Annotated in this window: 23 protein-coding genes; 14 read left to right on the top strand and 9 right to left on the bottom strand. The window is 53.8% G+C overall.

The annotated features are described in order from the left end of the window. Nucleotides 1-21: 21 nt before the first annotated feature. Both EIY72_RS26550 and EIY72_RS26545 read right to left on the bottom strand, forming a co-directional pair. A complete protein-coding gene (locus EIY72_RS26550; RefSeq protein WP_093215799.1) occupies nt 22-1,293 on the bottom strand; it encodes a dihydrolipoamide acetyltransferase family protein in 1,272 nt (423 codons plus the stop codon). Nucleotide 1,294: 1 nt separating this feature from the next. After that, nucleotides 1,295-3,382 carry an alpha-ketoacid dehydrogenase subunit alpha/beta gene (locus tag EIY72_RS26545; RefSeq protein WP_197678821.1) on the bottom strand — a complete coding sequence of 696 codons (2,088 nt, stop codon included), beginning with the start codon at nt 3,380-3,382 and terminating at the stop codon, nt 1,295-1,297. 267 nt (nt 3,383-3,649) lie between these two features. Between EIY72_RS26545 and EIY72_RS26540 the strand changes: the two genes are divergently transcribed. Next, a complete protein-coding gene (locus tag EIY72_RS26540) occupies nt 3,650-4,132 on the top strand; it encodes an Lrp/AsnC family transcriptional regulator (protein WP_093215790.1) in 483 nt (160 codons plus the stop codon). Between the two features lie 67 nt (nt 4,133-4,199). Here EIY72_RS26540 and EIY72_RS26535 read toward each other — a convergent pair whose 3' ends face one another. Next, complete coding sequence (locus tag EIY72_RS26535) at nt 4,200-5,108, bottom strand: LysR family transcriptional regulator (protein WP_093215786.1); 909 nt, start codon at nt 5,106-5,108, stop codon at nt 4,200-4,202. 595 nt (nt 5,109-5,703) lie between these two features. Here EIY72_RS26535 and EIY72_RS26530 point away from each other — a divergent pair. The 10 genes from EIY72_RS26530 to EIY72_RS26485 all read left to right on the top strand — a co-directional run bounded on the left by EIY72_RS26530 (nt 5,704) and on the right by EIY72_RS26485 (nt 17,027). After that, nucleotides 5,704-6,678, top strand: a complete 975-nt coding sequence (locus tag EIY72_RS26530; protein ID WP_093215781.1) for an ABC transporter permease — start codon at nt 5,704-5,706, stop codon at nt 6,676-6,678. Beyond that, a complete protein-coding gene (locus tag EIY72_RS26525; RefSeq protein ID WP_093215776.1) occupies nt 6,675-7,574 on the top strand; it encodes an ABC transporter permease in 900 nt (299 codons plus the stop codon). The genes EIY72_RS26530 and EIY72_RS26525 overlap by 4 nt, the downstream gene beginning before the upstream one ends. Then, nucleotides 7,571-8,548, top strand: coding sequence for an ABC transporter ATP-binding protein (locus EIY72_RS26520; RefSeq protein WP_093215772.1), 978 nt, complete (start codon nt 7,571-7,573; stop codon nt 8,546-8,548). Before EIY72_RS26525 ends, EIY72_RS26520 begins: the two co-directional genes overlap by 4 nt. Before the next feature lie 2 nt (nt 8,549-8,550). Beyond that, nucleotides 8,551-9,570, top strand: coding sequence for an ABC transporter ATP-binding protein (locus EIY72_RS26515; protein ID WP_093230316.1), 1,020 nt, complete (start codon nt 8,551-8,553; stop codon nt 9,568-9,570). Nucleotides 9,571-9,643: 73 nt separating this feature from the next. Next, nucleotides 9,644-11,248 (top strand): ABC transporter substrate-binding protein, encoded by a 1,605-nt coding sequence (locus tag EIY72_RS26510; protein WP_197678820.1) that lies wholly within the window; start codon nt 9,644-9,646, stop codon nt 11,246-11,248. A 97-nt stretch (nt 11,249-11,345) separates the two neighbouring features. After that, complete coding sequence (locus EIY72_RS26505; protein ID WP_093215763.1) at nt 11,346-12,740, top strand: dipeptidase; 1,395 nt, start codon at nt 11,346-11,348, stop codon at nt 12,738-12,740. A 249-nt stretch (nt 12,741-12,989) separates the two neighbouring features. After that, nucleotides 12,990-14,351 (top strand): OprD family porin, encoded by a 1,362-nt coding sequence (locus EIY72_RS26500; RefSeq protein WP_093230313.1) that lies wholly within the window; start codon nt 12,990-12,992, stop codon nt 14,349-14,351. A 105-nt stretch (nt 14,352-14,456) separates the two neighbouring features. Further along, nucleotides 14,457-15,821 (top strand): acyclic terpene utilization AtuA family protein, encoded by a 1,365-nt coding sequence (locus EIY72_RS26495; RefSeq protein ID WP_093215748.1) that lies wholly within the window; start codon nt 14,457-14,459, stop codon nt 15,819-15,821. Continuing rightward, nucleotides 15,818-16,135: an AtuA-related protein gene (locus tag EIY72_RS26490; RefSeq protein ID WP_093215743.1), complete on the top strand. Its 318-nt coding sequence runs from the start codon at nt 15,818-15,820 to the stop codon at nt 16,133-16,135. The genes EIY72_RS26495 and EIY72_RS26490 overlap by 4 nt, the downstream gene beginning before the upstream one ends. Before the next feature lie 475 nt (nt 16,136-16,610). Next, a complete protein-coding gene (locus EIY72_RS26485) occupies nt 16,611-17,027 on the top strand; it encodes a hypothetical protein (protein ID WP_093215737.1) in 417 nt (138 codons plus the stop codon). Nucleotides 17,028-17,661: 634 nt separating this feature from the next. Here EIY72_RS26485 and EIY72_RS26480 read toward each other — a convergent pair. From EIY72_RS26480 to EIY72_RS26455, 6 genes are all read right to left on the bottom strand, one after another. Then, a complete protein-coding gene (locus EIY72_RS26480) occupies nt 17,662-17,832 on the bottom strand; it encodes a type II toxin-antitoxin system PrlF family antitoxin (protein WP_197678818.1) in 171 nt (56 codons plus the stop codon). Between the two features lie 53 nt (nt 17,833-17,885). Beyond that, nucleotides 17,886-18,296 carry an antitoxin Xre/MbcA/ParS toxin-binding domain-containing protein gene (locus tag EIY72_RS26475; protein ID WP_093215723.1) on the bottom strand — a complete coding sequence of 137 codons (411 nt, stop codon included), beginning with the start codon at nt 18,294-18,296 and terminating at the stop codon, nt 17,886-17,888. A gap of 27 nt (nt 18,297-18,323) precedes the next feature. Then, nucleotides 18,324-18,701 (bottom strand): hypothetical protein, encoded by a 378-nt coding sequence (locus EIY72_RS26470; protein ID WP_132680183.1) that lies wholly within the window; start codon nt 18,699-18,701, stop codon nt 18,324-18,326. A gap of 19 nt (nt 18,702-18,720) precedes the next feature. Beyond that, nucleotides 18,721-19,119 (bottom strand): DUF6957 family protein, encoded by a 399-nt coding sequence (locus EIY72_RS26465; RefSeq protein ID WP_165939615.1) that lies wholly within the window; start codon nt 19,117-19,119, stop codon nt 18,721-18,723. A gap of 129 nt (nt 19,120-19,248) precedes the next feature. Next, nucleotides 19,249-19,593 carry a hypothetical protein gene (locus EIY72_RS26460; protein ID WP_093215714.1) on the bottom strand — a complete coding sequence of 115 codons (345 nt, stop codon included), beginning with the start codon at nt 19,591-19,593 and terminating at the stop codon, nt 19,249-19,251. Between the two features lie 167 nt (nt 19,594-19,760). After that, nucleotides 19,761-20,492 (bottom strand): metallophosphoesterase, encoded by a 732-nt coding sequence (locus tag EIY72_RS26455; protein ID WP_093215709.1) that lies wholly within the window; start codon nt 20,490-20,492, stop codon nt 19,761-19,763. A gap of 199 nt (nt 20,493-20,691) precedes the next feature. On the opposite strand from EIY72_RS26455, the gene EIY72_RS26450 reads away from it, so the two are divergent. The 3 genes from EIY72_RS26450 (at nt 20,692) to EIY72_RS26440 (ending at nt 23,545) form a co-directional block, all read left to right on the top strand. Beyond that, entirely contained in the window at nt 20,692-21,171 is a 480-nt protein-coding gene (locus EIY72_RS26450) for a helix-turn-helix domain-containing protein (RefSeq protein WP_093215704.1), read from the top strand. A 166-nt stretch (nt 21,172-21,337) separates the two neighbouring features. Beyond that, the gene (locus EIY72_RS26445; protein ID WP_093215699.1) at nt 21,338-22,891 is read left to right on the top strand and encodes an LA2681 family HEPN domain-containing protein; all 1,554 of its coding nucleotides are present in this window, start codon (nt 21,338-21,340) and stop codon (nt 22,889-22,891) included. Between the two features lie 186 nt (nt 22,892-23,077). Continuing rightward, nucleotides 23,078-23,545: a hypothetical protein gene (locus tag EIY72_RS26440; RefSeq protein ID WP_132680182.1), complete on the top strand. Its 468-nt coding sequence runs from the start codon at nt 23,078-23,080 to the stop codon at nt 23,543-23,545. Nucleotides 23,546-23,698 lie beyond the last annotated feature (153 nt).

Here is a 23,698-nt window from a genome sequence, read left to right as displayed (position 1 = left end):
GCGTTTTTGGCTCAGGACCAGTCAGCCTTCCAAAGGCCATTGTTCAATCACTTCCACAAAGCGACTCAGCCAGGCATTCGTTACGCTGCCGTCGAGCACGCGGTGATCTATCGTCAGTGACACATAGGCCTTTGGCCGAACCTGGAAGCTGTCTGCCCCGTCTATTTCTCGAACCACCACACGCTTTTCCAGGGCGCCGATCCCCAGGATTGCCGACTGCGGCTGGTTGATAATGATCGGGGTAGCGAACAAGGAGCCTGAAGTGCCGTGGTTGGAAATCGTGAACGTACCGCCCTGCACATCACCCGACCTGAGCTTGCCGTTACGAGCCGCTTCGGTCAGGCCCTGTAACCGTGACGCGATACCGAGAATGGATAACTCCTGGGCCCGGTGGATCACCGGGACAATCAGCCCGGCCTCCCCCAACGCGGTACCAACGCCAACATTGATGTCCTTGAACACTTCCAGGTAATCGTCGTTCCAGCGACTGTTCACGTTCGGCACGGCCAGCATCGCCTGAACCGAGGCGGCCACGAAATAGGAGGTAAACGTCAGGTTCACCCCTTGGTCGGCGAATAGTTTTTTATATTTTTTGCGATGGGCGATGATCGCGCTGAAGTCGGCCTCAAATACCGACGTGACATGAGGGGCGGTGCTCACTGAATGCTGCATATGTTCAGCGATCTTGCGGCGCATGCTGCTATGGGGAACGTGGGCGCTGACCTGAGGACCGCGCTCTCCTGAGGTGGCGGCAAGGGGCGCGGAAGCAGCCGTGACCTGGGACGCCGGGATCACGGATTGCGCTGCGGTTGGGCTGACGGTTTTTGCCGGTTTGTCCTGCACGAACGTGATGACGTCCTCACGAGTGAGGCGTCCGCCTCTGCCGCTCGCTTCAACGGCTGCCGGATCCAAATTGTGCTCCCTCAAAAGCCTGCGCACAGCCGGTGACAGGCGCAGCTCAGGGTCAAACACCACCGGTAAATCCCCAGTCGCTTCGGCGGTCGGCGCCGGTACTGGGGCGACCACCTCTTCAGCTCCGCCCAGGTTGATCACCCCCAGCACTGCGCCGGGCGCTGCATCCGCATCGTTACCCAGGATGATCTCCAGAGTACCGTCACCAGGCGCGGCAATCTCCACCACCACCTTGTCGGTTTCCAACTCCACGACGGGCTCATGCTTATGTACCGTATCACCGGCCTTCTTCAACCAGGTGCGCACCACCGCTTTGGTGCCTTCCTGCTCAAGGGGCGCAATGATATTCAAGCTGCCGGATTTCAGGGTCATGTCATTCATCTCAGAACCCCACCAGGTAATCGATCTTGTTGCGGATAGCCTCTACCGACGGCAGCACGTGATTGAGCAGGGTCGGATGATGTGGGCTCGGAATGTCTGGCATGGTCAACCGGGCCACGGGGGCATCCAATTCCATGAACGCCTCGTCGGCAACCACCGCCGCGATTTCTGCGCCAAAGCCTGCGGTACCCAAGTCTTCATGCACGATCAGGCAACGGTGAGTTCGACGCACGGAGGCCAGGACCGCAGCGCGATCCCACGGCATCAAGGTGCGCAAGTCGAGCACATCAACAGATCGCCCTTGTGCCGCCTGCTCGCAACGCTCGACCATCGCGCCCCAGGTAACAATCGTCAAATCGTTACCTTCAACAACCGTACGCGCCTGGCCAAAGGGCACGATGAAATCATCCCCCGGGTACGGACGACGAGCGGAAGCAGAGTCCAGCATGGCCCGGTGTTCGAAGAAAATCACCGGGTCATTCCCACGCATGGCGCTGCGCAGCAGGCCGACGGCATCTTCAGCGTTGGAAGGCACCGCCACCTGCCAACCTGGGGAGTGCACAAACTGTACTTCGTTGGTCTGGCTGTGCCACGGGTCACCGCACTTGAAGAAACCACCCGCGATACGCACCACCATCGGCGCAGCAAAGCGGTTGTTGGTGCGCCAGCGCATGGTGCCGCAGTCGTTCAATTGTTCGACTGCCGGGTCCGCATACTTGCGAAATTGAATTTCCGGTACCGGTACCAGCCCAGCCACCGCCATCCCGACGGCGCGCCCGATGATGCCTTCTTCAGAAAGGCTGGTATCGAAGACTCTCGAATCACCGTATTTTTCCTGCAGCCCCAACGTCACCGCGTGCACCCCGCCTTTTGGACCGATGTCCTCACCAAACAGTACAACCCGAGGATTAACCTCCAGCTCGCGGTCTAGTGTGCGGCGGATCGCAGCCACCATATTGAGACGCTGTCCCTCCAGCAGTGGAGTCAAAGTCGCTTGCGGAGCCTGGTAGCCCTCAGACCATTGGCCGCCGCGCTCTTGCAGTTGGTCTTCGTGGAACACGTGTCGGGTAACCCGAGCCGGGTCACTGACAGGCCGCGCTTCGGCCTCGATACGTGACGCATTGACCTCTGTGCGAGCGGTGTCACCCAATTGGTCCCATTCGCTGACGGTCATGAGATCGGGCACTAGAAATTCGCGCAGTTTGTGCAATGGATCGCGCGCCCACTCCATCTTGATGAAGTCTGCGCTTTTATAGGTCTGGGTATCCTGGAAGCTGTGCCCTTGCAGGCGCGGGACTTTCAAGCGCAACAGGCAAGGCCCCTGATGGGCGCGGACATACTCGACAGCCTGGTGAACCAGATCGGCACTTTGCTGCGGGTTAGAGCCATCACCAGAGAGGATATGCAGGTTCTGGAACCCACTGAGGTTGGCCGCGATATCGCCGCCTGGGGTTTGAAAAGTCGACGGGACGGAAATGCCGTATCCGTTGTCTTCGATATAGAACAGCATCGGCAGTTTCTGCGTGGTCGCCAGGGTCAGCGCCGCCCAAAAACCATTGGTTGCAACAGAACCGTCTCCACCCAGTACAACGCTGATCGCGGCGTCGTAGTTTTCATCCTTCAACACCTTGCTGCGATATTCAATCGCCTGCGCCCAGCCAGCGGTGGGCGTGTATTGAGCGCCCACGCCGCCACACATGGGCAGCGCAGTCGGACCGCCTGGGTTGGGATAGTTGAAAACCACCCCGATATCCCGGCCATCCGAGTAGCCACCGGCACGGGCCATGGAGGATCCCAAGGCATCCGCCATGTCCACCCCCATCGCCAGCAGCAACGGGCGCGAACGATAGTATCCGCACGCCGCATCGTTGCGATTTGTCAGCCTCGACCCAAGCAAAATCTGCGCGAGGTCATGACCCCTGGCGGAAAATTGATAGAGCACCTTCTTTTCCGGTACCAGGGTTTTTTCTTCCAACTCATCCAATGCCCTGGAAACGTGCATAAGATAGGCGATACGTGGCCAGTTGAACGCGCAAATAGCCGCGCTCTGACTTTTTACCTCGGGATTTTTACGGCGTGGAGCGGACATTTTATTTTTTATCCTCGCGAGCGGAAGAGCAGGCACAAAGCCTTGCCCAGATGCTGACGAGCTTAAAATTCATCACGCAAAAAGTGTTTTCTCAATTGTTCAGAAATCACGATTTTGAAGTGATATTTTTCCTATAACGACACCCGCACAGAAAATCGTGCTTAATTCCTACTACCCAGTAAAAATACTTGCTTTGACTGGGCAAAGCATCTTATGTATCCCCAGCATCTGCAAAAACTCGCGATTATTTTCCGGAAATTATAAAAAATGGAAAAAAGTAATCTTCTTGACGCCTATAGCCTCAAGATTCTTGCCGAACTGCAATTGGATGGCCGCTTGACCGTGCAAGAGCTTGGCAAAAAAATCGGATTGTCGACTTCCCCGACCTGGAAGCGCTTGAAGGATCTGGAGCGCGAAGGCGTCATCCATCACTACACGGCGGTACTCGATCGAACCCGGGTCAATCTGGGCAACTGTGTACTGGCCGAGGTCAATCTGGCCCGGCATTTCGAGAACGTGGTGGAGGAGTTCGAAAAGGCGGTTCGTGATTGTCCAGCGATCATCGAGTGTCACAGCACCACCGGTCGCGGCGACTACCTACTCAAGGTGGTGACGCCGGACATCACCCGTTATGACGCGTTTCTCTACAACGTGATTTTCAAACTGCCCGGTGTCAGTGAAATTCGATCCAGTGTGGTGTTGCGGGAAATCAAATCACCTTCGCCGTTACCACTGGACCATTTTCATTAGGCCTGCACCTTCGCCCTAGGCATACAGGAGCGCTTGGCGGCGAACGCTCTCCGGCCTGTCCACTGAATCATATGGAAAATGAATCAGAAAGCTCTCGACAAAAATCTTGAGCGATATGCAAAATCGGCGATTTTGTGCGGTTTGCAAGGGTCACGAATACAAACTGCACGCCAATTTCAATTGGAAGATTAACCTTTAACTCGACGAAATCCCCCTTCCGTATTCCTTCTTGTGCAGAGGCAAGAACCCCCAAAAATATCGCATCTGTAGAACTTACGACTTCAAGCAGACGAGAGATGTCCTGACATTCAACCTGGAGCAATTCGTTCGGATGACGGGCGTGCCCTGTGCTGTCCAGAAGCCCCCTGGCGGTTTCGTCACTAAGCGCGGTCGATACAAGTGGAAATTTTATAATGTCGTCGAAAATTAGCTTGTTGGAATTTTGTAGTGGATGCCCTGCTCGACAAACGAATCCAGAGGGAAAGTTATTCCAAATATCGATCTCTATATCATCGTGGGGCTTGATTGAACGATAACTGACTATAATCGCATCGACTTCGCGAGCCCTTAGTTTCGCCAACAGAGCGTCACTGTCGCCCTGAAGCACTTCCATCTGCACTCGTGGGAAGTTATTTAACATGTATGTAATCAGCCTTGATGTAATCAAGGCTGAGGGTGCCGCTCCTAGGGCGACTGTCAACGTACCGGATTCGCCTTGTGACAGGAGTTCGGCACTGCGCTTCAATTCGGAAGCCTCCAAAACAATCCGCTTTGCACGTGCCGCGACTTCCTTTCCAAATGAGGTGAGCTCATTACGTTTTCCAATACGATCAAACAGGCGAACTTCAAGCTCCTGTTCAAGTATGTGAATACTTCTACTCAACGCCGACTGTGTTAAATGCAACTTTTCTGCTGACTTACTAAAAGAACCTGTTTCAACGATAGACAAAAGGTGATTCAGTTGCTGAAAATTCATAAAAAACTCACAGACCGATTTAGCATTGAGACCGCAATTTTCGTGCCGCCTGATTGAAAGTCGAACCCCACCAGACTATTTCATTAGTTCAGACCATCGATGGATTTGCATCGGCCAGAAAACTACGCTCCATTCGGAACACACAGGTCCGAGCACAGAAAATCTGTAGCGCATTATTTTTTCGTTTGCGAATTTTCCTGACCACAACAAAATTCGCTTTGGTATAGGCAGTTACCTCCACTTCCACCGAGTGTCAGAGGAGGGTCATTCGGAAACGATTTCCATAGCCAACCACCTCCTCCCACCTGAAATTTGTTACCTCTCGCCTCACGACTAATCAGCTACGAACCGTATTGGTGCAAAAATAATTGTCATGATTAAAAGTCATAGAAATGAGAAAAACAAGACGTTGGACATTTTTTTGAGCTCCTATTACCGTCGATTTGCTACTGCTTTCATCCTATTAGAGAAACGATGTGGACGATAGGTCAATAATTCTGCATGGCCTGAACAAAAAACGAACCTTTGCGAGAAGGAACGTAGAGTTCTTGTGATGTAATCGAAAACTGTGCTGCATGGGAATGGCGGAAGAATTATGTTCGTTTGGTTAATAAGAAGAATAGTGCAAGCTGCTGTAGTCGTATGGATAATGACAATTATTGTGTTCGTAGGCCTCCACCTGATTGGCAGTCCGGTGGATGTTTTGATTTCCCCGGAGGCGGGACCGGCGGAACGTGCGCAACTAATGCAACAGCTGGGCTTGGACAAGTCGTTATGGCAACAGTACTGGACATTCCTATTCCAGGCCTGGCACGGAAATCTCGGCATCAGTTTTGTTTACAACACACCAGCAATAGAACTTATAAAAGAGCGAATGCCTGCGACCTTGGAATTGGCTTTTATTGCTTTGCTTCTTTCAATCATCATAGGCCTACCGTGTGGCTTAATCGCCGGACTGCGTCCGAACGCTTGGTACTCACGCCTGATTATGACCGGTAGTGTACTGGGCTTCTCATTACCGACGTTCTGGGTCGGCCTTATGCTGATTATGGTATTCAGCGTCAATCTGGGTTGGCTGCCAAGCTCAGGTCGTGGCGAAACAAGGGAAATGCTCGGAGTTCACTGGTCATTCCTGACGGTTGACGGGGTTCAACACTTGATCCTGCCGGCGCTGAATCTGGCACTTTTCAAAATTGCCATGGTGCTGCGGCTTACACGGGCCGGAGTGCGCGAAGTTTCACAGATGGATTATATAAAATTTGCCCGCGCCAAAGGATTGAGCAGTCATCGAATCATAAGCGTGCATATATTGAAAAACATCATGATCCCCGTAGTTACAGTAGTAGGGCTGGAATTCGGCTCCACGATTGCGTTCGCAGTCGTCACAGAAAGCATCTTCGCCTACCCCGGCATGGGTAAGTTAATTATTGACAGTATCAACCAACTGGATCGCCCCGTTATCGTGGCTTATTTGATGGTAATCGTAATGATCTTTGTCACCATTAATCTGGTCGTGGATGTTTTGTATCACCTGCTGGATCCTCGCGTCCGATTGGAGGCGAATGTATGAATGTTGCAGTCGCTGCGATTAAGACTGTTTCTCCGTCCAGGCGCCTTTTATCTGACTTTTGCACGTCGCCTGCGGCTGTGATTGGGCTTGTTGTGTTGGTCATGCTGCTCATCGCAGCCTTGGGTGCCCCTATTTTTGCCCCCCAGGACTCTTATGACCTGCAAAGCCTGGATATTATGGACGGCCGGCTGCCACCGGGTGCCACGGGCATTGGCGGCTTCACCTACCTGCTGGGTACCGATGATCAGGGCCGCGACATGTTTTCGGCGATTCTGTACGGGATGCGCATCAGTCTGGGGGTAGGAATAAGCTCGGCAGCGTTGGCCTGCCTGCTGGGTACGCTTCTTGGGTTGACCGCCGCTTATTTCGGCGGACGTATCGAAACCCTGATAATGCGAGTGGTCGACTTGCAGTTGTCGTTTCCAACCATTCTTGTCGCCCTGATGATTCTGGCAATTCTCGGCAAGAGCATCACGAACGTCATCCTTGCACTAGTCATCGTCGAGTGGGCGTATTACGCCCGGACCGTGAGAAGCGCGGCAATGATTGAACGGCGCAAGGAATATATCGAAGCCGCCCACTGCCTTGCACTGTCGCGTACCCGGATCATGCTTCGTCACCTTCTGCCCAACTGTTTGCCCCCCATCATTGTGATCGGAACCATGCAAGTGGCGCGCGCCATCGCACTCGAAGCGACCCTTAGTTTCCTGGGGCTCGGGGTTCCTGTCACTGAACCGTCACTCGGACTGCTCATCGCGAATGGCTACCAATACATGCAGGCGGGGCTTTACTGGATAAGCGTTTTCCCTGGCGTCGCCCTACTCATCATCATTGTGGCCATCAACCTGGTGGGTGATCAGCTGCGCGAAGTGCTTAACCCGAGGTTGAACAAATGAAGTCAGATCACATCCTGGAGGTGCAGCATCTGTGCACCGAGTTCTCCACGCGAGACGGCGTGTTGCGTGCCGTCGATGACGTTTCCATGAAGCTTGAGCGTGGTCAGGTGTTGGGGCTGGTAGGTGAGTCTGGCTCGGGCAAGTCGGTAACCGGTTATTCGATCATGGGGTTGATTGACCCACCGGGTCGGGTCGCCAGCGGCAAGATCCTGTTCAAAGGACAGGATCTGGTCGGGCTTCCCGAACGGCAGTTCAGCGCTCTTCGGGGCAATCGCATCGCGATGATTTTTCAAGATCCAATGATGACCCTCAATCCTGTTTTGCGAATTGATACCCAGCTCATGGAAACCATTTACGCGCACTCCCGGGCGTCACAGAAAGACGCTCGCCGCCAGGCAATTGAAGCACTGGAGAAGGTCGGTATTCCTAGCCCCGAAGAGCGCATGTTGGCCTACCCGCATCAGCTCAGTGGCGGCATGCGTCAGCGCATTGCCATCGCCATTGCCCTGTTGCACAAGCCTGATTTGATCATCGCCGATGAACCGACGACCGCATTGGATGTGACCATTCAGGCGCAGATCCTGGCCGAAGTGCAACAGCTCGTCCGGGAGTCGGGTACTGCACTTATATGGATTACCCATGACCTGACTGTGGTGGCCGGCCTGGCGGACGAAGTCGCCGTAATGTACGCGGGCAAAATCGTTGAGCAAGGTCAGGTCAAAGCCGTCATCGAGCAGCCTCTGCACCCCTATAGCGCTGGCCTGTTGGGGAGTTTGCCCAGCCGCAATGCGGGGCTCACGCGGTTGATGCAAATCCCGGGCATGACCCCACGCTTGTCTGAGTTGCCACAGGGCTGCGCGTTCCGCACACGCTGTTTCAAGGCATCAGGCCTTTGCATAAATGAACCACAACTCTCGCATCCGGCAGTGTCACGCTCGCTACGCTGCTTCAATCCAGTCGGAGCACCCGAATGACCATGTTCACCTCACCGTCTTTCACCGGCACCGGTGCGCAGCTTGCTCTGGAGAACGTCAGTCGTCGTTTCCAGCCCAAAAAAGATGTGCTGACCAGCATGGCCCAGCGCTGGGGGCTGGCCAAGCCCACACCGGTCGTACATGCGGTCGACAACGTCAGCCTTGAGATCAAGACAGGCGAAGTGATTGGGCTTGTAGGCGAATCGGGTTGCGGGAAATCAACCTTGGGGCGTATCGCAGCGGGCATCATCAAACCCTCGGAAGGCATTGTGCGCGTGGGAGGAATTGATGAGTCCCTGGCTTCCCGCGGCGCTGCCAGTACGCTTGAGCATCTGAGTGTTCAGATGATCTTCCAGGATCCGTTTGCGAGCCTCAATCCGCGCATGCGGGTGATGGATATCATTGGCGAGGCGGCACGGGTTCACAAAATACCCGGGGCAGAACACTACGAAGATTACGTTGCCGCGCAGATGAAACGTGCCGGTCTGGACCCCTCTTACATGCGCCGCTATCCGCACCAGTTTTCCGGAGGTCAACGCCAGCGTATCGGCATCGCCCGCGCACTGGCCGTCAATCCTCGCTTCATTGTGTGCGACGAGTCCGTCGCGGCCCTGGATGTTTCGATTCAGGCACAGGTTTTGAACCTGTTCATGGATCTGCGGGATGAGCTCGGATTGACTTACCTGTTCATCAGCCACGACCTGAGTGTGGTCGAACATATTTCGGACCGTGTTGCGATTATGTATCTGGGACGAATCGTGGAACAGGGCTCCAAGGCCGAACTGTTCTCTCGCCCTAACCACCCCTATACGCAAGCACTGCTGGCCGAAGTGCCAACACTTAATGCGAACAAAAGAACCTTCACCGCCATCAAGGGTGAAATTCCCAGCCCGATCAATCCGCCATCAGGTTGTCACTTTCACCCGAGGTGCCCGCATGCAATGCCGCGATGCAGAGAGGAAAAGCCTGGCTTGAAAGAGGTCTCTCCCGAGCATCTCAGCGCCTGCCATTTGAATACGTAAACGTGCTGACGCCACAACAAGAGGCCAGGACAGTAAGTCATTCGGCCCACTCGTACATTGAAGGGGAAATACTGTGCGTAAACCCGAGAAACCGTTGATCAAATGTATTGCCCGGATGTTTGCCGCGTGTGCCATGACGGCATCGCTTTCTGTTACAGCGTTTGCGGCCGTACCGGACACGCTGAACATTGGGCTGGGGGGGGCAGTCAACTCGGTCGACCCGCATTTCACTAACTCAACGCCCAACCACGTGATTGCTCATTCGTTGTTCGACCGGCTGACCGAGCGCAGTCCTCAGGGTGAATTGGTGCCTGGGCTTGCTTTGGCCTGGAACCCGGTAAGCGACACCGTTTGGGAATTCAAGTTGCGCCCCGATGTGAAGTGGCATGACGGCAAGCCCTTCACTGGCGAGGATGTTGCCTTCAGCCTTGAGCGGGCGCGCAATGTCCCGAACAGCCCGGGTGGTTTTGGTGGGCAGTTGGCTTCTATCGTGAAGGTCGAACAGATCGCCCCGCTGACTGTTCGGTTGCATACGTCAGCCCCGTCACCCAACTTGCCCAGGCAGCTCGCCTTTATTGCGATCGTCTCCAAACACGCCGGTGAAGGTGCAACGACGGAGCAATACAACAGCGGGGTTAAAGCGATTGGTACCGGGCCCTACAAGTTTGTTCGCTACATCCCGGGTGATCGCATCGACATGGTGCGAAATGACGATTGGTGGGGGCCGAAGCAGCCCTGGAAAAACGTTTCAATCAGGTTCATCTCTAATGGTGCATCACGGGTAGGCGCGCTCTTGTCGGGCGGCGTGGATGTGATTGACTCGGTGCCAGCGACGGACATCGCGACTCTGCAAAAGGACCCAAAAGTCAGTCTGGTGTCCACCCCGGGCATGCGCACCATCTTCATCGTCTTCAACGTACGCAGCGCCCCGCAGCCGCTCATTACGGACAACAATGGAAAGCCTCTAGCGACCAACCCGTTATCTGACGTACGGGTTCGTCGGGCGCTTTCTGAAGCAGTCAATCGCCAGGGAATCGCTGACCGCCTGATGCAAAACACGGCGAAGGCCACCGGGCAATGGTTGAACCCTGGTATTTACTCGTATGCCGACAGCGTGGCGATTCCATCTTATGACCCGACGGCGGCTAAAAAGCTGCTGGCCGAAGCGGGCTATCCCGACGGTTTCAAAATCACCCTGGTGACCCCGAATGACCGCTATCCAAATGATTCGGCCGTCGCCCAGGCGGTTGCCCAGATGTGGTCCAAGATCGGTGTTCGAACCGCTGTGGATGCCAGGCCTTGGAACACCTTTATCGTTGGACGCGAATCCTATCCATCCTTCTTGTTGGGATGGGGCAGCCCAACTCTGGAGGCCGGGTACTTCCTCACTAATATAGTGATGACGCCTGATTCAAAAAACGGAGTGGGCAGTTACAACTCGGGCGGTTACTCCAACCCGCCCCTGGACGCATTGACTGACCGGGCGCTCACTACACTGGATGATAAAGAGCGCGAAAAAATGCTGGTGCAGGCAGTCGAAATGACCAGTTCAGACCTGCCGATAATGACCATTCTTCAACTGAACAATACATGGGCCGTTCGCAAGGGCTTCACTTACGATCCGCGTACTGATGAACGCACGCTGCCACAAAACACAGCCCCCGTTATTTCACAGTAAACGATCGGTATCACCCGCGCGCGAACGTTAGTTCACGCGCCGGGCACCGCTTTGCCCAAAAACCATTTCGATCACTCAGAGAGAGAAGAGAAACTATATGAACGATCAGGTAATAACTCATCTATTAGATAAACAAACGCCCATCCTCGACTGGATGAAAGACTTTCTGAGAATTCCAAGTGTCAGTGCTGATCCAGGTTTCGATGACAGCATGCACGAGGCCAGAAACTTCCTTGTGCAGCGATTCACCGAAATCGGTCTGGATAACGTTCAATTGCTGGATGGCGGGGGCCAGCCTGCGGTTTATGGTGAATCACTTCGCGCCCCCGGCAAGCCGACCATCATCATCTATGGCCACTACGACGTACAGCCAGCAGACCCTCTGGAAGAGTGGCTCTCGCCACCGTTCGAGCCGACGATTCGCGATGGCTGCCTCTTTGCGCGGGGTTCTTCTGATGTAAAAGGCTCCACGGCCATCGCCATCGAGACCGTGGCGGCCTTCCTGGCCGTTGAAGGAGATTGCCCAATCAATGTGAAATTCTTCATTGAGGGTGAAGAAGAAACCGGCAGCCCATCACTGCGTGCCATCGTGGACAAGTACAGAGAACTGCTGCAGGCCGATGGGGTTCTCTCCGCAGACGGGGGACGGGCGAGCCGGGAAATCCCCACCATCAATACCGGCGCCCGAGGCAACAATGCCTTGGAATTCTCTATCCGGGCTGCCAAGGGCGACATGCACTCCGGTCGTTATGGCGGCGCTGTGCGCAATGCGCTCCATGATATGGCGGCGATCGTGACATCGCTGCACTCCTCGGACGGCACAGTAACGGTCAAGGATTTTGATATTGACGCCACTGCGCCGACCCAACGACAAATTGAAGATACGGCAGCCTTCCCGTTCGACCAACGAGCCTTCCTTGATCACGTCGGTGCCGTCGCTCATGGTGATCCGGCTTACACCACCCGCGAGCAACTTACGCTGCGGCCATCCATTGAAGTGAACGGGATGTGGGGGGGATACACCGGCAATGGGGTGAAAACCATCGTTCCTGCCCAGGCCCATGCAAAAATCACGATCCGTACGGTATCCGGGCAGGACCCGATACGGGCCATTGAGTCTGTGCGAAAACACCTGATTGCCCATTGCCCGAAAGGCGTGCAAATCAGTTTCTCGTACGTTGGTACGGGCTCGCCTGCCTCGACTCTTTCCCCCCTGAGTCCTCTGGTACTCTCGGCCGAACGAGTACTCCAGGCAGAAATGGGCTTGCGGCCTATTCATGTTCGTCTGGGTGCAACAGTGCCGATTACATCAATTTTTCAAGAGATGTTGGACATCGGTACGTTGATGTTCGGATTCAATCTTCCTGATGAGCCCGTTCATGCCCCTAACGAATTTTTCCGACTGGAATCTGTGGAAAAAGGTTTGCGGGCCTGGACGAAAATCCTGAGGGAGCTTTCAACGCATAAAACAAGCGAGTTTGCCTTGAAGTAACCCATTACTCACAGCGAGCGTTCAAGGCATCACTACTTATAGTGCCCTGCAAGAAACAACCGGCAAGCTCACATCGCAGGGCCTATAAAACACAAGAATTGGTTAATAAGTTTCGTCACTGGCCACTCACAAATAACAAAAATAATCTTTGATAGGATGGCTGCTTCATCACGGACCGAAGATCAACGTCGTCTTCGTTATTCACCTGATCGACTGCAGCTATCTAAAGCGAGCACGGACATGTCAAATATAAAATCAGCGATCATAGCGCTCCCCGTTTTACTTTGTACGGCTTCAGCCTCCGCTCGCGCGGCAGGGTTTATTGAAGACAGCAAGGCAACTATAAGTTTGCGCAATATGTATTACAACAGTGACTATCGAAGCCCCAATTCCTATCCCAAACAAAACGAGTGGGGGCAAGGTTTCAGGCTCGACTTTCAATCGGGCTATACACCCGGCACTGTGGGGTTCGGAGTTGATGCCCTTGGCCTCCTCGGGATTAGATTGGACGGCGGTGGCAAGTCTGGCACCAATAACAGTAGCCGTAACCCAAGCCCGAATGCAGGAGCTGGCAACCTGTTTCCGGTCGACAGTGATAATAAAGCCGTCAGTGACTTTGGCAATGTGGGTCTGACAGGAAAGGTCAAGATCTCTAAAACAGAAGCTAAGGTGGGTACGTTGCTGCCGAAGTTGCCTGTGGTTGTCAGCAATGATGGTCGATTGCTTCCGCAAACCTATACCGGCGGCCAGATCACCTCCAAGGAATTGGATGGGCTGATCCTTATCGCGGGGCAGTTGAAAAGCGCCAAAGGGCGCGCCTCTACCGACGATGATCCGCTTTCCATGTCCGGGGCACGCTTTGGCGCAGACACCAACAAGTTTTACTATGGCGGTGCGGACTACCAACTGTCGAAAAACCTGCTGGGGCAATATTACTATGGCCAACTTCAAGACTTTTACGCTCAACACTTTCTTGGCGTTATCCACGACATGAGTCTCCCCGTCGGCACCCTGAAAACCGAACTTCGCTATTGGTACAGCATTTCCGATGGTAAAAACAGCAGTGCGTCGGGCCGAGCCGATGGCTATCTTGCCAGCGGATATTACGGTACCTCCGCCGGGGTTCCGATCAATCGCGGAGAAGTGGATAACCGGACCTGGAGTGCAAGCCTTACTTACGGCATTGGGGGCAGCGCCATTACAGCGGCGTACCAGAAAGTTAATGGTGACAGTAATTTCCCGTTTATTAACCAAGGTGATGTCTATCGAGGTTCATCCGGCGCCGGAACCTATTTGATCACCGAACGCCAGCTTACGAACTTCAGCCGATCCGGCGAGAGTACCGTTTACGGTCAGTACAACTATGACTTTGCCGCGTTAGGCGTACCCGGGCTGAGCGCGGGCGTCACCTACCTCAATGGTAATAATATTCGCTCGGCAAATGGATCACTCTCCGAGTGGGAGAGAGACATTGCCCTGAGTTATGTCATTCAATCAGGACCGATAAAGGGGCTTAGTATAAACCTGCGCAATGCGATGTTGCGAAGTGACGTAGCCGGTAATGTTGATCAGAACCGCCTGATATTCAACTACGCCATCGCCCTCTTTTAACCACGGGCTTGTAGAACCAACGGCCCCTCAGCGTTTCCTTATCCATTTCACAGGCGCGCCTGGTGCGTATGCACCCTGCCCGCGTTGCACTTTGGAGTTATTCTAATGAGAACTATACGTATCGGCAGTGGTGCCGGTTATTCCGGCGACCGTATCGAACCGGCCATAGAACTGGCAGAAGATGGCGAACTGGATTACCTGGTGTTCGAGTGCCTGGCAGAACGCACTATTGCTTTGGCACAACAGGCGCGGCTTGTAGATCCAGAGGCAGGATTCGATCCGCTACTGAGCGAACGTATGCGCCGGGTTCTGCCGTTTGTTGGTCGAGGTATCGATGGGGGCCGCCGTCGCTTGCGGGTGATCACTAATATGGGGGCGGCGAACCCGTTGGCCGCGGCGCAGGAGGTACGCCGGATCGCCGCACAACTGGGATTGTCTGGGCTCAAAGTGGCTGCGTTAACCGGCGACGATGTGCTGCAAATACTGCTGCGCGACCCCTCGCACAAGTTGGATAACGGAAAAACGCTAGCGTCGTTGGGCGAGCAACTGATTTCGGCCAATGCATACCTCGGCGCTGAAGGGATCGTTGAAGCCTTGCAGGCCGATGCTGACATCATCATCACCGGGCGGGTGGCGGACCCTTCACTTTTTTTGGCGCCGCAGATGTTTGAGTTCGGCTGGGCAGCGGATGACTGGGTGCGGCTGGGGCGCGGTACGTTAGTAGGGCATTTGCTTGAGTGTGCGGGACAAATCAGCGGCGGCTATTTCGCGGATCCCGGCGTCAAGGATGTACCAGATCTGGAGCGCCTGGGGTTCCCATTGGCAGAAGTTGACGCCACGGGCAATGCAGTGATCAGCAAGGTGGCGGGCTCGGGAGGACGTATCGATACTGCTACGTGCACTGAACAAATGATCTATGAAATCCATGATCCGGCCGCCTACCTGACACCGGATGTCAGTGCTGACTTTTCAGGGGTGTCATTTGCGACTCAGGGAATCAATGAGGTGTGTGCTCAGGGCGCCACTGGCCGCGTTCGTCCCAAGTCGCTGAAGGTTTCCGTAGGGTTTCTTGATGGCTGGATTGGCGAAGGACAAATGTCATATGGCGGACCGGGCGCACTGGCCCGTGGACAATTGGCTCGCGAAATTGTGCTCAAACGCTTGAATTTGATTGGCGTGGCGTGTGAGGAGATTCGCGCCGAATTGATCGGTGTTGATGCCTTACATGGCAACGATTTAAGCTTTCGTGCTGACAGCGAGCCTTGGGAGGTGCGCCTCCGGGTAGCAGGCCGTTGCGCTGATCGCAGCGACGCGGTTCGTATCGGGAATGAAGTAGAAAGCCTGTATACCAATGGGCCATATGGCGGTGGAGGAGCAGCCAAGTCGATACGTCAGGTGGTGGCGGTCGCTTCGTTATTTTTGCAACGCGAAAACGTCAGCCAACAGGTGCATGTGGAGAACATTGTATGAATCGCATCAAGCTGCGTGAATTGGCTCATTCTCGAACGGGTGACAAGGGTGATACCTCCAACATCTCAGTGGTTGCCTTTCGTGCCGAGGACTATCAGCTCCTGTGCCAGCGGCTGACGATTGCAAGGGTCACCGAGCATTTTTCCGAACTGCTGGGTCAGCAAAATCTCCCCATACGTAGATACGAATTGCCCAACGTTTATGCACTTAACTTCGTCCTGCCCGGCGTTCTCCGTGGTGGCGTGACCCGCTCCCTAGCCCTGGATGCTCATGGTAAAACGCTAGGGGCGGCCTTACTCGATTTGACACTGTAACTGGCGTACCCGCAACTTGAATCCCTCGGGCTTCTTAGATACCTCGTTACCTTAGATGAGGCCAATTAGGAGGCGATGAGCAATCCGCGCGCCCCGAAGGATTCAAAATTCAATCGGTGAAACCAGTGACCGAAAAGCAGCGGTATGTGGCTGATGTTGCGGTACGTCTTGGCGTGTCGACGCACAAACGGTGGCAATGCCATGATCCGGCCCACACTACGGATGAGCAAATCCAGCACAGGCAATGGCTTGCAAGCAATCAGACTGGGCCGAGGACATCTCGGCAGCTGGGTCAATTCAGCGACAGCTCCAACACCTGGCAGCTATGGGTCCGCTCCCTGCCGGTAGTCAATACGGCTTGCGCTGGTCAAGTCGAATGCAAACGATAGGTCAGATCGGATGCAATAGGCTGGTCAGCGGCAATGCAAATGGGTGGTCAAGCCCATGCAATTTCCCATATGGCTAGGAAACACTGATGAATACCGATCTAAATACGTTATGGCAGCGCGAACGCAAACGGCGGGAACCGCTGTGGACGCTTGAGGGCTTGCGCCCTGGCGCTAAAGAAGCGAAACCACTGCTGACCTTGCTTGATGAGATTGCTCAACTGGATCTCAAGAGCCCGATTGGTGATGCATGCTCCATGTCCGTCGATGCCCTGGGCGAACTAGTCCCGGAAACACAATTTGTCGGGTGCGATGGCTATCCTTTCGTCATCATACTTAGCCAACACATCCCCCAACCTTGGCGTGAGCGATTCGAAGCGGCGAGCCCACTTTCTACGAGGCTGCCAGAGGGGAGTTATGCGAGTGTCCGGCGTCGTTTTCTTCGGGGTTGGGTTCGAGAGATGCAGCACCTTGCTGCGCACAGAGAGGCACGCATGAATGATTGAATTTGATTTGAACACCAACGACTGTGAGACTTTGTTGCGGCACTGCGAAGGCTTTGTCCCTGAGGGTGATGACCCAAGGGAGAAGCGGCGATTGCTGACGGCCTTGGACGTTCTTCGAGAAGCACTGATCAAGCATCTGAGTAACGACAAATCTCTGGAATAGGGACGGCGGGAAGGTGAGGCGGCACGTCAGCTATGTGAGCCAGTTACAGCCCTAAATCTCTGCCCAATTGATCCTCCTTCATGTGCTCAGTGGCCAGGTCATTGACCACGAGATGCCATTGCATTTGATGAGACAGATGATTTGTCAGACGGGATCCGATCTCGATGTAATCCTCTGAGATGCTGGCATATAAACCTCGACTGCTCACTACGTTTTGCAATACCTGAACGCACGGTAACCCGAGTTCGGATACGGTAACTCGAGTCGGCCAATCGTATATAGGTACACGCTTGTAGCTGGTGAGCGCATCTTCAACCAACCGCACAAACTCAGTGACACCACATGCCTCATGCACTGAACACCAAATGGCTAAATCACGCTCCCTATACATCACTTTCCCTTATTACGAGGTTTTGCGTAGCATGAACTTGTGAACCCCGAATTTGACGAAGATCAGAGATCTTGCCCACATCATTCATCATCGACCACAAGCGGTACATTCAGATCAACGTCTAGATCGCCTACGAGAGAGGTAATGCGGGCGATCAACTCACAGTTCAAAGGCTGCAATTGTTCGGGTCGGTGAAGAATGTCATCCGCCAAGAAATCGAGGATCTGGATTACCGCACAATCTTCTTTCAAGGGTTCAACCTCCTCCAAATGCCGTGTTCGTTGCCCCATAAAATAGAAACCATTCAGGTGAGGACACCGTGTTCGAGCTGTCCGATCAGATCGATCACGGCGCTCGCGCCCTCCTCGGTAATGAGCATTTCTAAAGGTGCATTTGAGTTAAAACAACGCAGCGGCGAGCGTAGGAAAACCCCGGCTGCCTGGACATCGCCTTCGAACAGTTCGCAGGACGCCTGTAGAGCAACGATCAATCCATACAGGCGTCGGCTCTCGCTCAGAGGAAAAAATCCTACAGTCGTTGCGTTCGATAAGAGTGCGGAAGACATCCCCATGCGCTTACCAAGCAGATCTTCATCGATACACAACATCTCGGCTAGAAATCGAAATGAGGGAAAAGGCATACGGTGCCTAACGACATCGTGAAATTCAATGCCTGGCGAAGGCAAATTCACAGTGCCCCAAATGTCTGTTTTCATGGATTCAACGACGAGCTTTCCGTGAGCTCATGCGCAGCCGCTTGAGGGTGACCAGTTGACGTGATCAAGGCACCGTACGCTGAGCCAGTGCTCCCCTCCCAAAGTCCCGACGTGCCCACAGACCTCGCAGGTCGATAATGACCTTTCTTCTGCCCTCGCGACTGCTTCACGGCAAGCCATATCACCTCCGGAATAGTAGAAGCGTAACCCCCCGAATTTTTCCTTGACCTGACGCACCTGAATCGGCGGCAGCTCAGGGTGAGCATCCATGTAAGTTTTCAGCGTGCGACAAAGCTCATCGATTAAATCCAGCCAACCTGGCAGGCATCCGATTTCGCGAAGAGGCGCACTGCAGAAAAACGTTGGGTAACGATCACGCAGGACGGGCAGCAGATCTTCAATCATTGGATTTTGTGCTCGCTTACTAATACGCAGATAGTGCCTGGACAGCGGGAAAGCTCGCATGCTTGCGCGCTCCTCGGCCGGCCAAGATGAAGATCGTGTCGTTACTTTCAAAAAAGCAGCCGTCAAAATCACGTTGATATCCGCTTACGATCCTATCGCCAGGCTGGTACTTGTTCTGGCTGTCGAACACCGCTGCGAGGGCATACAAAAGTGTTGCCTCAAGCCCCTGCGCTTTGATTTCTCGCTCCTGAAATTCTGGGAGCATCACATCCAAAATCATCCAGTGTCTGACGATGCAAAAAGGCTTTTCTCTGAAGGCATCGGCGGCCAGTTGGATCAACTCATCGTCGCCAAGTTTTGAGCCTCCTAGAGGGCGTGCTGAGCCGAACAGTAAATCGCTCAGCAGGTCTGCATCCATAACTCTTGTATTCATAATCTCGCTTCAACTCTTGCCCCGCATACCAGGTCAAGAATCTTTTCCCGATCCCCTTTACCACCTGGATAACCCGAAGCTTTTTTGCGACGCGTATCCGCAATTGCAGATCGCTCAGTGATAAATCCGATTCATATAAAGGTTGTTGCCGCCCGGCGCCCAACTGACTACCAAATACTGACTTCCTGCAACGGTGTGAAATATTGAATAGCCATTGACGAAGTTGACGCCTGTAATCCTGGACGTGCGGATGCTGGCACCTTCGCGAAAACGCCCGGTTGTATCGCCATAGACTGTCCCCATCAGGATTGGAGGGCTGTCTACGGCTGCAAATAAATACGCTGTGATGGGCATACCGAAATCCATCTCCATTGCCATGGCGACTGCTGACGGAATCGATGGGCCACGCTCTACCTCGCTCATAACGCTGCGACTGAGAAGTGCATCTGAGTCACCCATGGTCGTGTTTGGTCTTTTCTACGCATCATTCAAAGTCCGCATATCATGTAAAACCGGACACCGACCGGCGCGCTTACAGCATTGGAATGTAGACATGGTCGATATGCGCCAGAACCGTTTCACAGGTTTCATGGCGTGCTTGGTGGACGCATGACGTCTCATTGCACTCATGAAAGGCTAACCACCAGACTAGGATCAAAACTAGTGTCTTCGCGTGGGTAGCCGCGAGGGTTAGAGACCACACGACACCGGCCTAACTTGACGTCGATGGCGCGATGCGTATGACCGAAAATCCAGAGATCCGCTTTTTCCAGAAGCGCATGCCAGCTGTTGGTGTAAGCAGCGATCAGATGCCCCTCATACTTATCCCCGACCACTTCGCGCACAGGTGCGTGATGCGTCACGACAACGGTTTTGCCGTCGAAAGGTTTATCCAGTTCATGGGCAAGCCAGTCGTGCGTTGCGTGATTTCGGTTGAAAAGGTCACAAGGGCGCAGCTTGCGGAAGCTGTCATCAATACGGATTACACTGAAATCATTCATCCGTTCCAATGCGTTTTGGGCAGCTGCCACGACATTTCCAGTGGCGGAGAAATCAGTCCAGGCGGTGGCGCAGAGGAACCTTGTTTGATTCCAAATAAAGGTTTCGTTTTCCAGGACGTGGACGTGCGGTAAGGCGGCTTCCTTCATCTTGCGCAGCGTGTGATCAATGTGGCCACCATAGTATTCGTGATTACCGCAGATGTAGATGACAGGGCACTGAAAGGCTTCATTTGCCCATGTCACGCCCCTCCCTTTGACATCAATGTCTCCGCCCAAAATCACTAGGTCAAAGGCATTGGCCGTGGGCTGATAGGGCGAAAATTCGTTGTGCAGATCTGACAGCACGTGAAGCTTCATCAATGGCCTGGTCTCGATTTACAGCTAAATTGATAAGGCTAGTAAAGGCTCGTGGGCAGGCGTTCCAGCGAGGCAGACGCCGATGCTTTGGCACGGTTCTACAGCCATGTAGATCTACCCGAAAATCCGGCAAGGGGACTATATACCGTCGTTCCGGACTGCGCAACATGGCTACATCCTCGTTTTTCGAGGGACGCTGATGTCATTGAGCAATGGGTTCGCAGCCGTACTAAAGGCTGTCCGAGCGGTCAGAGGTTTATCTCAGCAAGACCTGGGAGATGTCAGTGATCGCAAACACTTTTGGCAAATTGAAAATGCGAAGTCCTCTCCCACCCTGAACAAGCTGGAAAAGCTGTCTAAGGCGCTTCAATTTGACCCAGTCACTCTGCTGACTCTGTCTCTCGCAGTCCGCGACGAAGTCTCCCCCTCCGAGGTTCTTCAGCGGGTTCAGAAGGAGCTTGCTGATTTTGAGAGGATGGGAGGGCTGAAGGAATTGGTCGACAGCATGCAATCTGGCGTACCCAAATCACGCGCAAGTGAGCAACTACGCAAGCTGGCCGCCGTCCGACTGTGCAAGCGAGAAGGCCTCACACAAAAAGCGACGACGGAGAAGTTGGGGCTTCCAAAGTCCACGGTTCACGACCTTTGGAAAATGACCGATCCGGACGAAGAATCCTGAATCTGATCTAGCATTGTCTGCGCTCGACGCCTCTTACCATTTCTCACCTATCCTCTACCTGCGCCCTAGCTGTAATCACTCCATCAGAATATGGAATGATTAGTAGGCTCTTGGTACTCGGCCTATGAGTTGCAGAGAATCGCACCCACGACACGAGAGCCGTCCAATGCCATCAATACTTAGCCGTTACAACGAGCTGTTCACGCATCTCGAGCACTTATTGAATACCAACCCAGCTCTGGCCGTGACACAAGCTCGTGAGATCGACCTTGATACACCTGAGCGACCCCATTGGTTGAATCTACGGGCGAGCATTCTGGTAGATGGAGGTGCGATGACCCAACAGCAGGATGCAATTGAAGAAGGCCTCACTTTGTTTCAAGAGCTTCACAGTTTGCATCCAACCACCCGCGTAACCTACAACTTGGCAAACGCGCTCGTCGCGGCGGCTGGGCATCCGCAGGGGAACTCCAGTTGGCTGGATCATCAGGAGCGTAATCGAGAGTACCGTGCGCAGGCGCGCCGGTGTTTCTGGAAGGTTGGCCAAGACGTTGATGCTGAGCCATCACTGAGAACACAGACCTGGACGAATCTCGCGAACCAGTTCAGCAATAGTTTACGGCTGGGCGAAGCCCATGATGCAAGGCTTACTGCACTTGAAGTCGACCCCGAAAACGGGGTTGCCGCATATCGCGCGGCCCGTGATTTGCTGTGGCTTTTTGACCAAGGAGGATGCTCAGATCTGACGCGCATTGAAGCCATCATGCTAGCTAAAATCGCGCATAGAAACGAGGATCGAATTGTCGAATATGCAGGTGCGCAGGCAGCAAAGGAAATCGCAGCGTTCGCTAAAAAGCTCGGAGATCCACCACCGCGATCACCCCACACTGATCCGTTCATCACATGGGTGGAAACTGAACGACTAACGCTCGCTCCAGCTGTCGAACTCGTCGACCCAACATTGGGCAAGCTGGATTGGCTTATGCTCCCCGCGGTATTGGAACGCGAGCCCGGCGCAGTGGCAACGCCTCCACCTCTGTTCGCCATGTTCAACATGCTCAAGAGCGACTTTATTCTTGCCCGTGATCTGGCATGGCGAGCTGTCGACGAAAGCGTTTGGCCGAAGACAGGTCGATTCTCAGACACGCTCGACTTTGCCACCTACGGCCCGGATACCTCTGCACTCATAGTTGCTCACCGGACAGCGCTTGACCTGCTCGACAAGGTCGCGGTAACGGCGAATCACTACTTTGAACTAGGTCAGTCTTCCACCAGCGTTTCCTTCGGTTCGTTATGGCGGGGAGCCAAAGATAAATTGACGGGCGTACGCCCGCTCTCCACTAAAGTCGAGACGGTCATTCGCAAAGGCGCCAAAGCCCTCTACGGCCTTGTGGAGCTCGCCGAAGACTATGCCGGCGAAGAGGGCATCCTTCGACCACAAAAGGAGCTGCGTAACTCCGGCACGCACCGCTTCGTGGTACTTCATGATCTTGGTGATCCAGCTTCCAGCAGACAAGCACCTGAAGTCGAGCACCATCATCGCGAGCAGTTTACCCAGGACGTGTTACGCGCCCTGCGTGTGGCCAGATCAGCCATTCAGATGCTCGCCCTCGCAATTACTCAACACGAAAATGGATTGGCACAGCGAGAAGGTGGCTTGGTCGGAGAGCTGATTATTCCTGACCACGACTGGATTCGGGGGCATGAAGAGGACGAATAGATCCGGCCGTAAATTCCATATCACACGAACCCCTGAGGAAGAAGCCGATCAACTAGGGTTCGCCGCTTCATGTGCACCCGATTATAAATTCGGTATAACCAAACTTACCAAACTGTCAACCCAAAAGTGTTTGTGGGCAAAGTAGCTGGATGTTAGAATTAACCATAACAACAAAAGGAGCAACTTATGTCGTATGTCATTCACATTGAACATCGTGAAATTCAAGAATTCGCTTGGGTTGAAATAACGGGCTTTAGTGAGGAATTCCGCTCTGCGAGAAAGTGCCGATTCCAAACTATTGGCTGGATTCTAGACATTGTAGATACCGTTCACAACAAAGTTGGGGCAGTGAATGTATTGGATGACGATTATGCAATAAATGCGCTTATCAAATACGCAAAAATGGATTCTGAATCTGCGGCTCGACTTCTAGCGGCTCCAAACTGGAGAAAACGTTTTGAAACTGCCTGGGAGGTTCTCGATGATCTAGAGCGCGAAGAAGCCGTGACCCTTGATTATGATTATTGGCATAATTTCTGGCCAGGATTCGACACCTACAACTGCACGCTGCGCCGATTCCTCACCAATTACCAACCTCAAATCCTGGACACCAGCAGCCTCGATATGAGCTCATCTTGCGACGTGGCGCCTTGATTGCTATGTAGACAGAGCCGGTTTTTTGTCCCGGCTACTTCGACTTTGATGCGACCGGTCAACGCCCCTCTATTACCTGTATGTCTGTTGCCGCTGACCGAAAACTGACCCAGTAAAGGCTGTCCTGCCGACTGAAAACTGACCCAGGTGTTC

The sequence above is a fragment of the Pseudomonas vancouverensis genome, from assembly GCF_004348895.1.
Taxonomy (GTDB): domain Bacteria; phylum Pseudomonadota; class Gammaproteobacteria; order Pseudomonadales; family Pseudomonadaceae; genus Aquipseudomonas; species Aquipseudomonas vancouverensis.
Note: the sequence above shows the minus strand (reverse complement) of the source record. Positions and strands in the feature narration are given on the sequence as shown.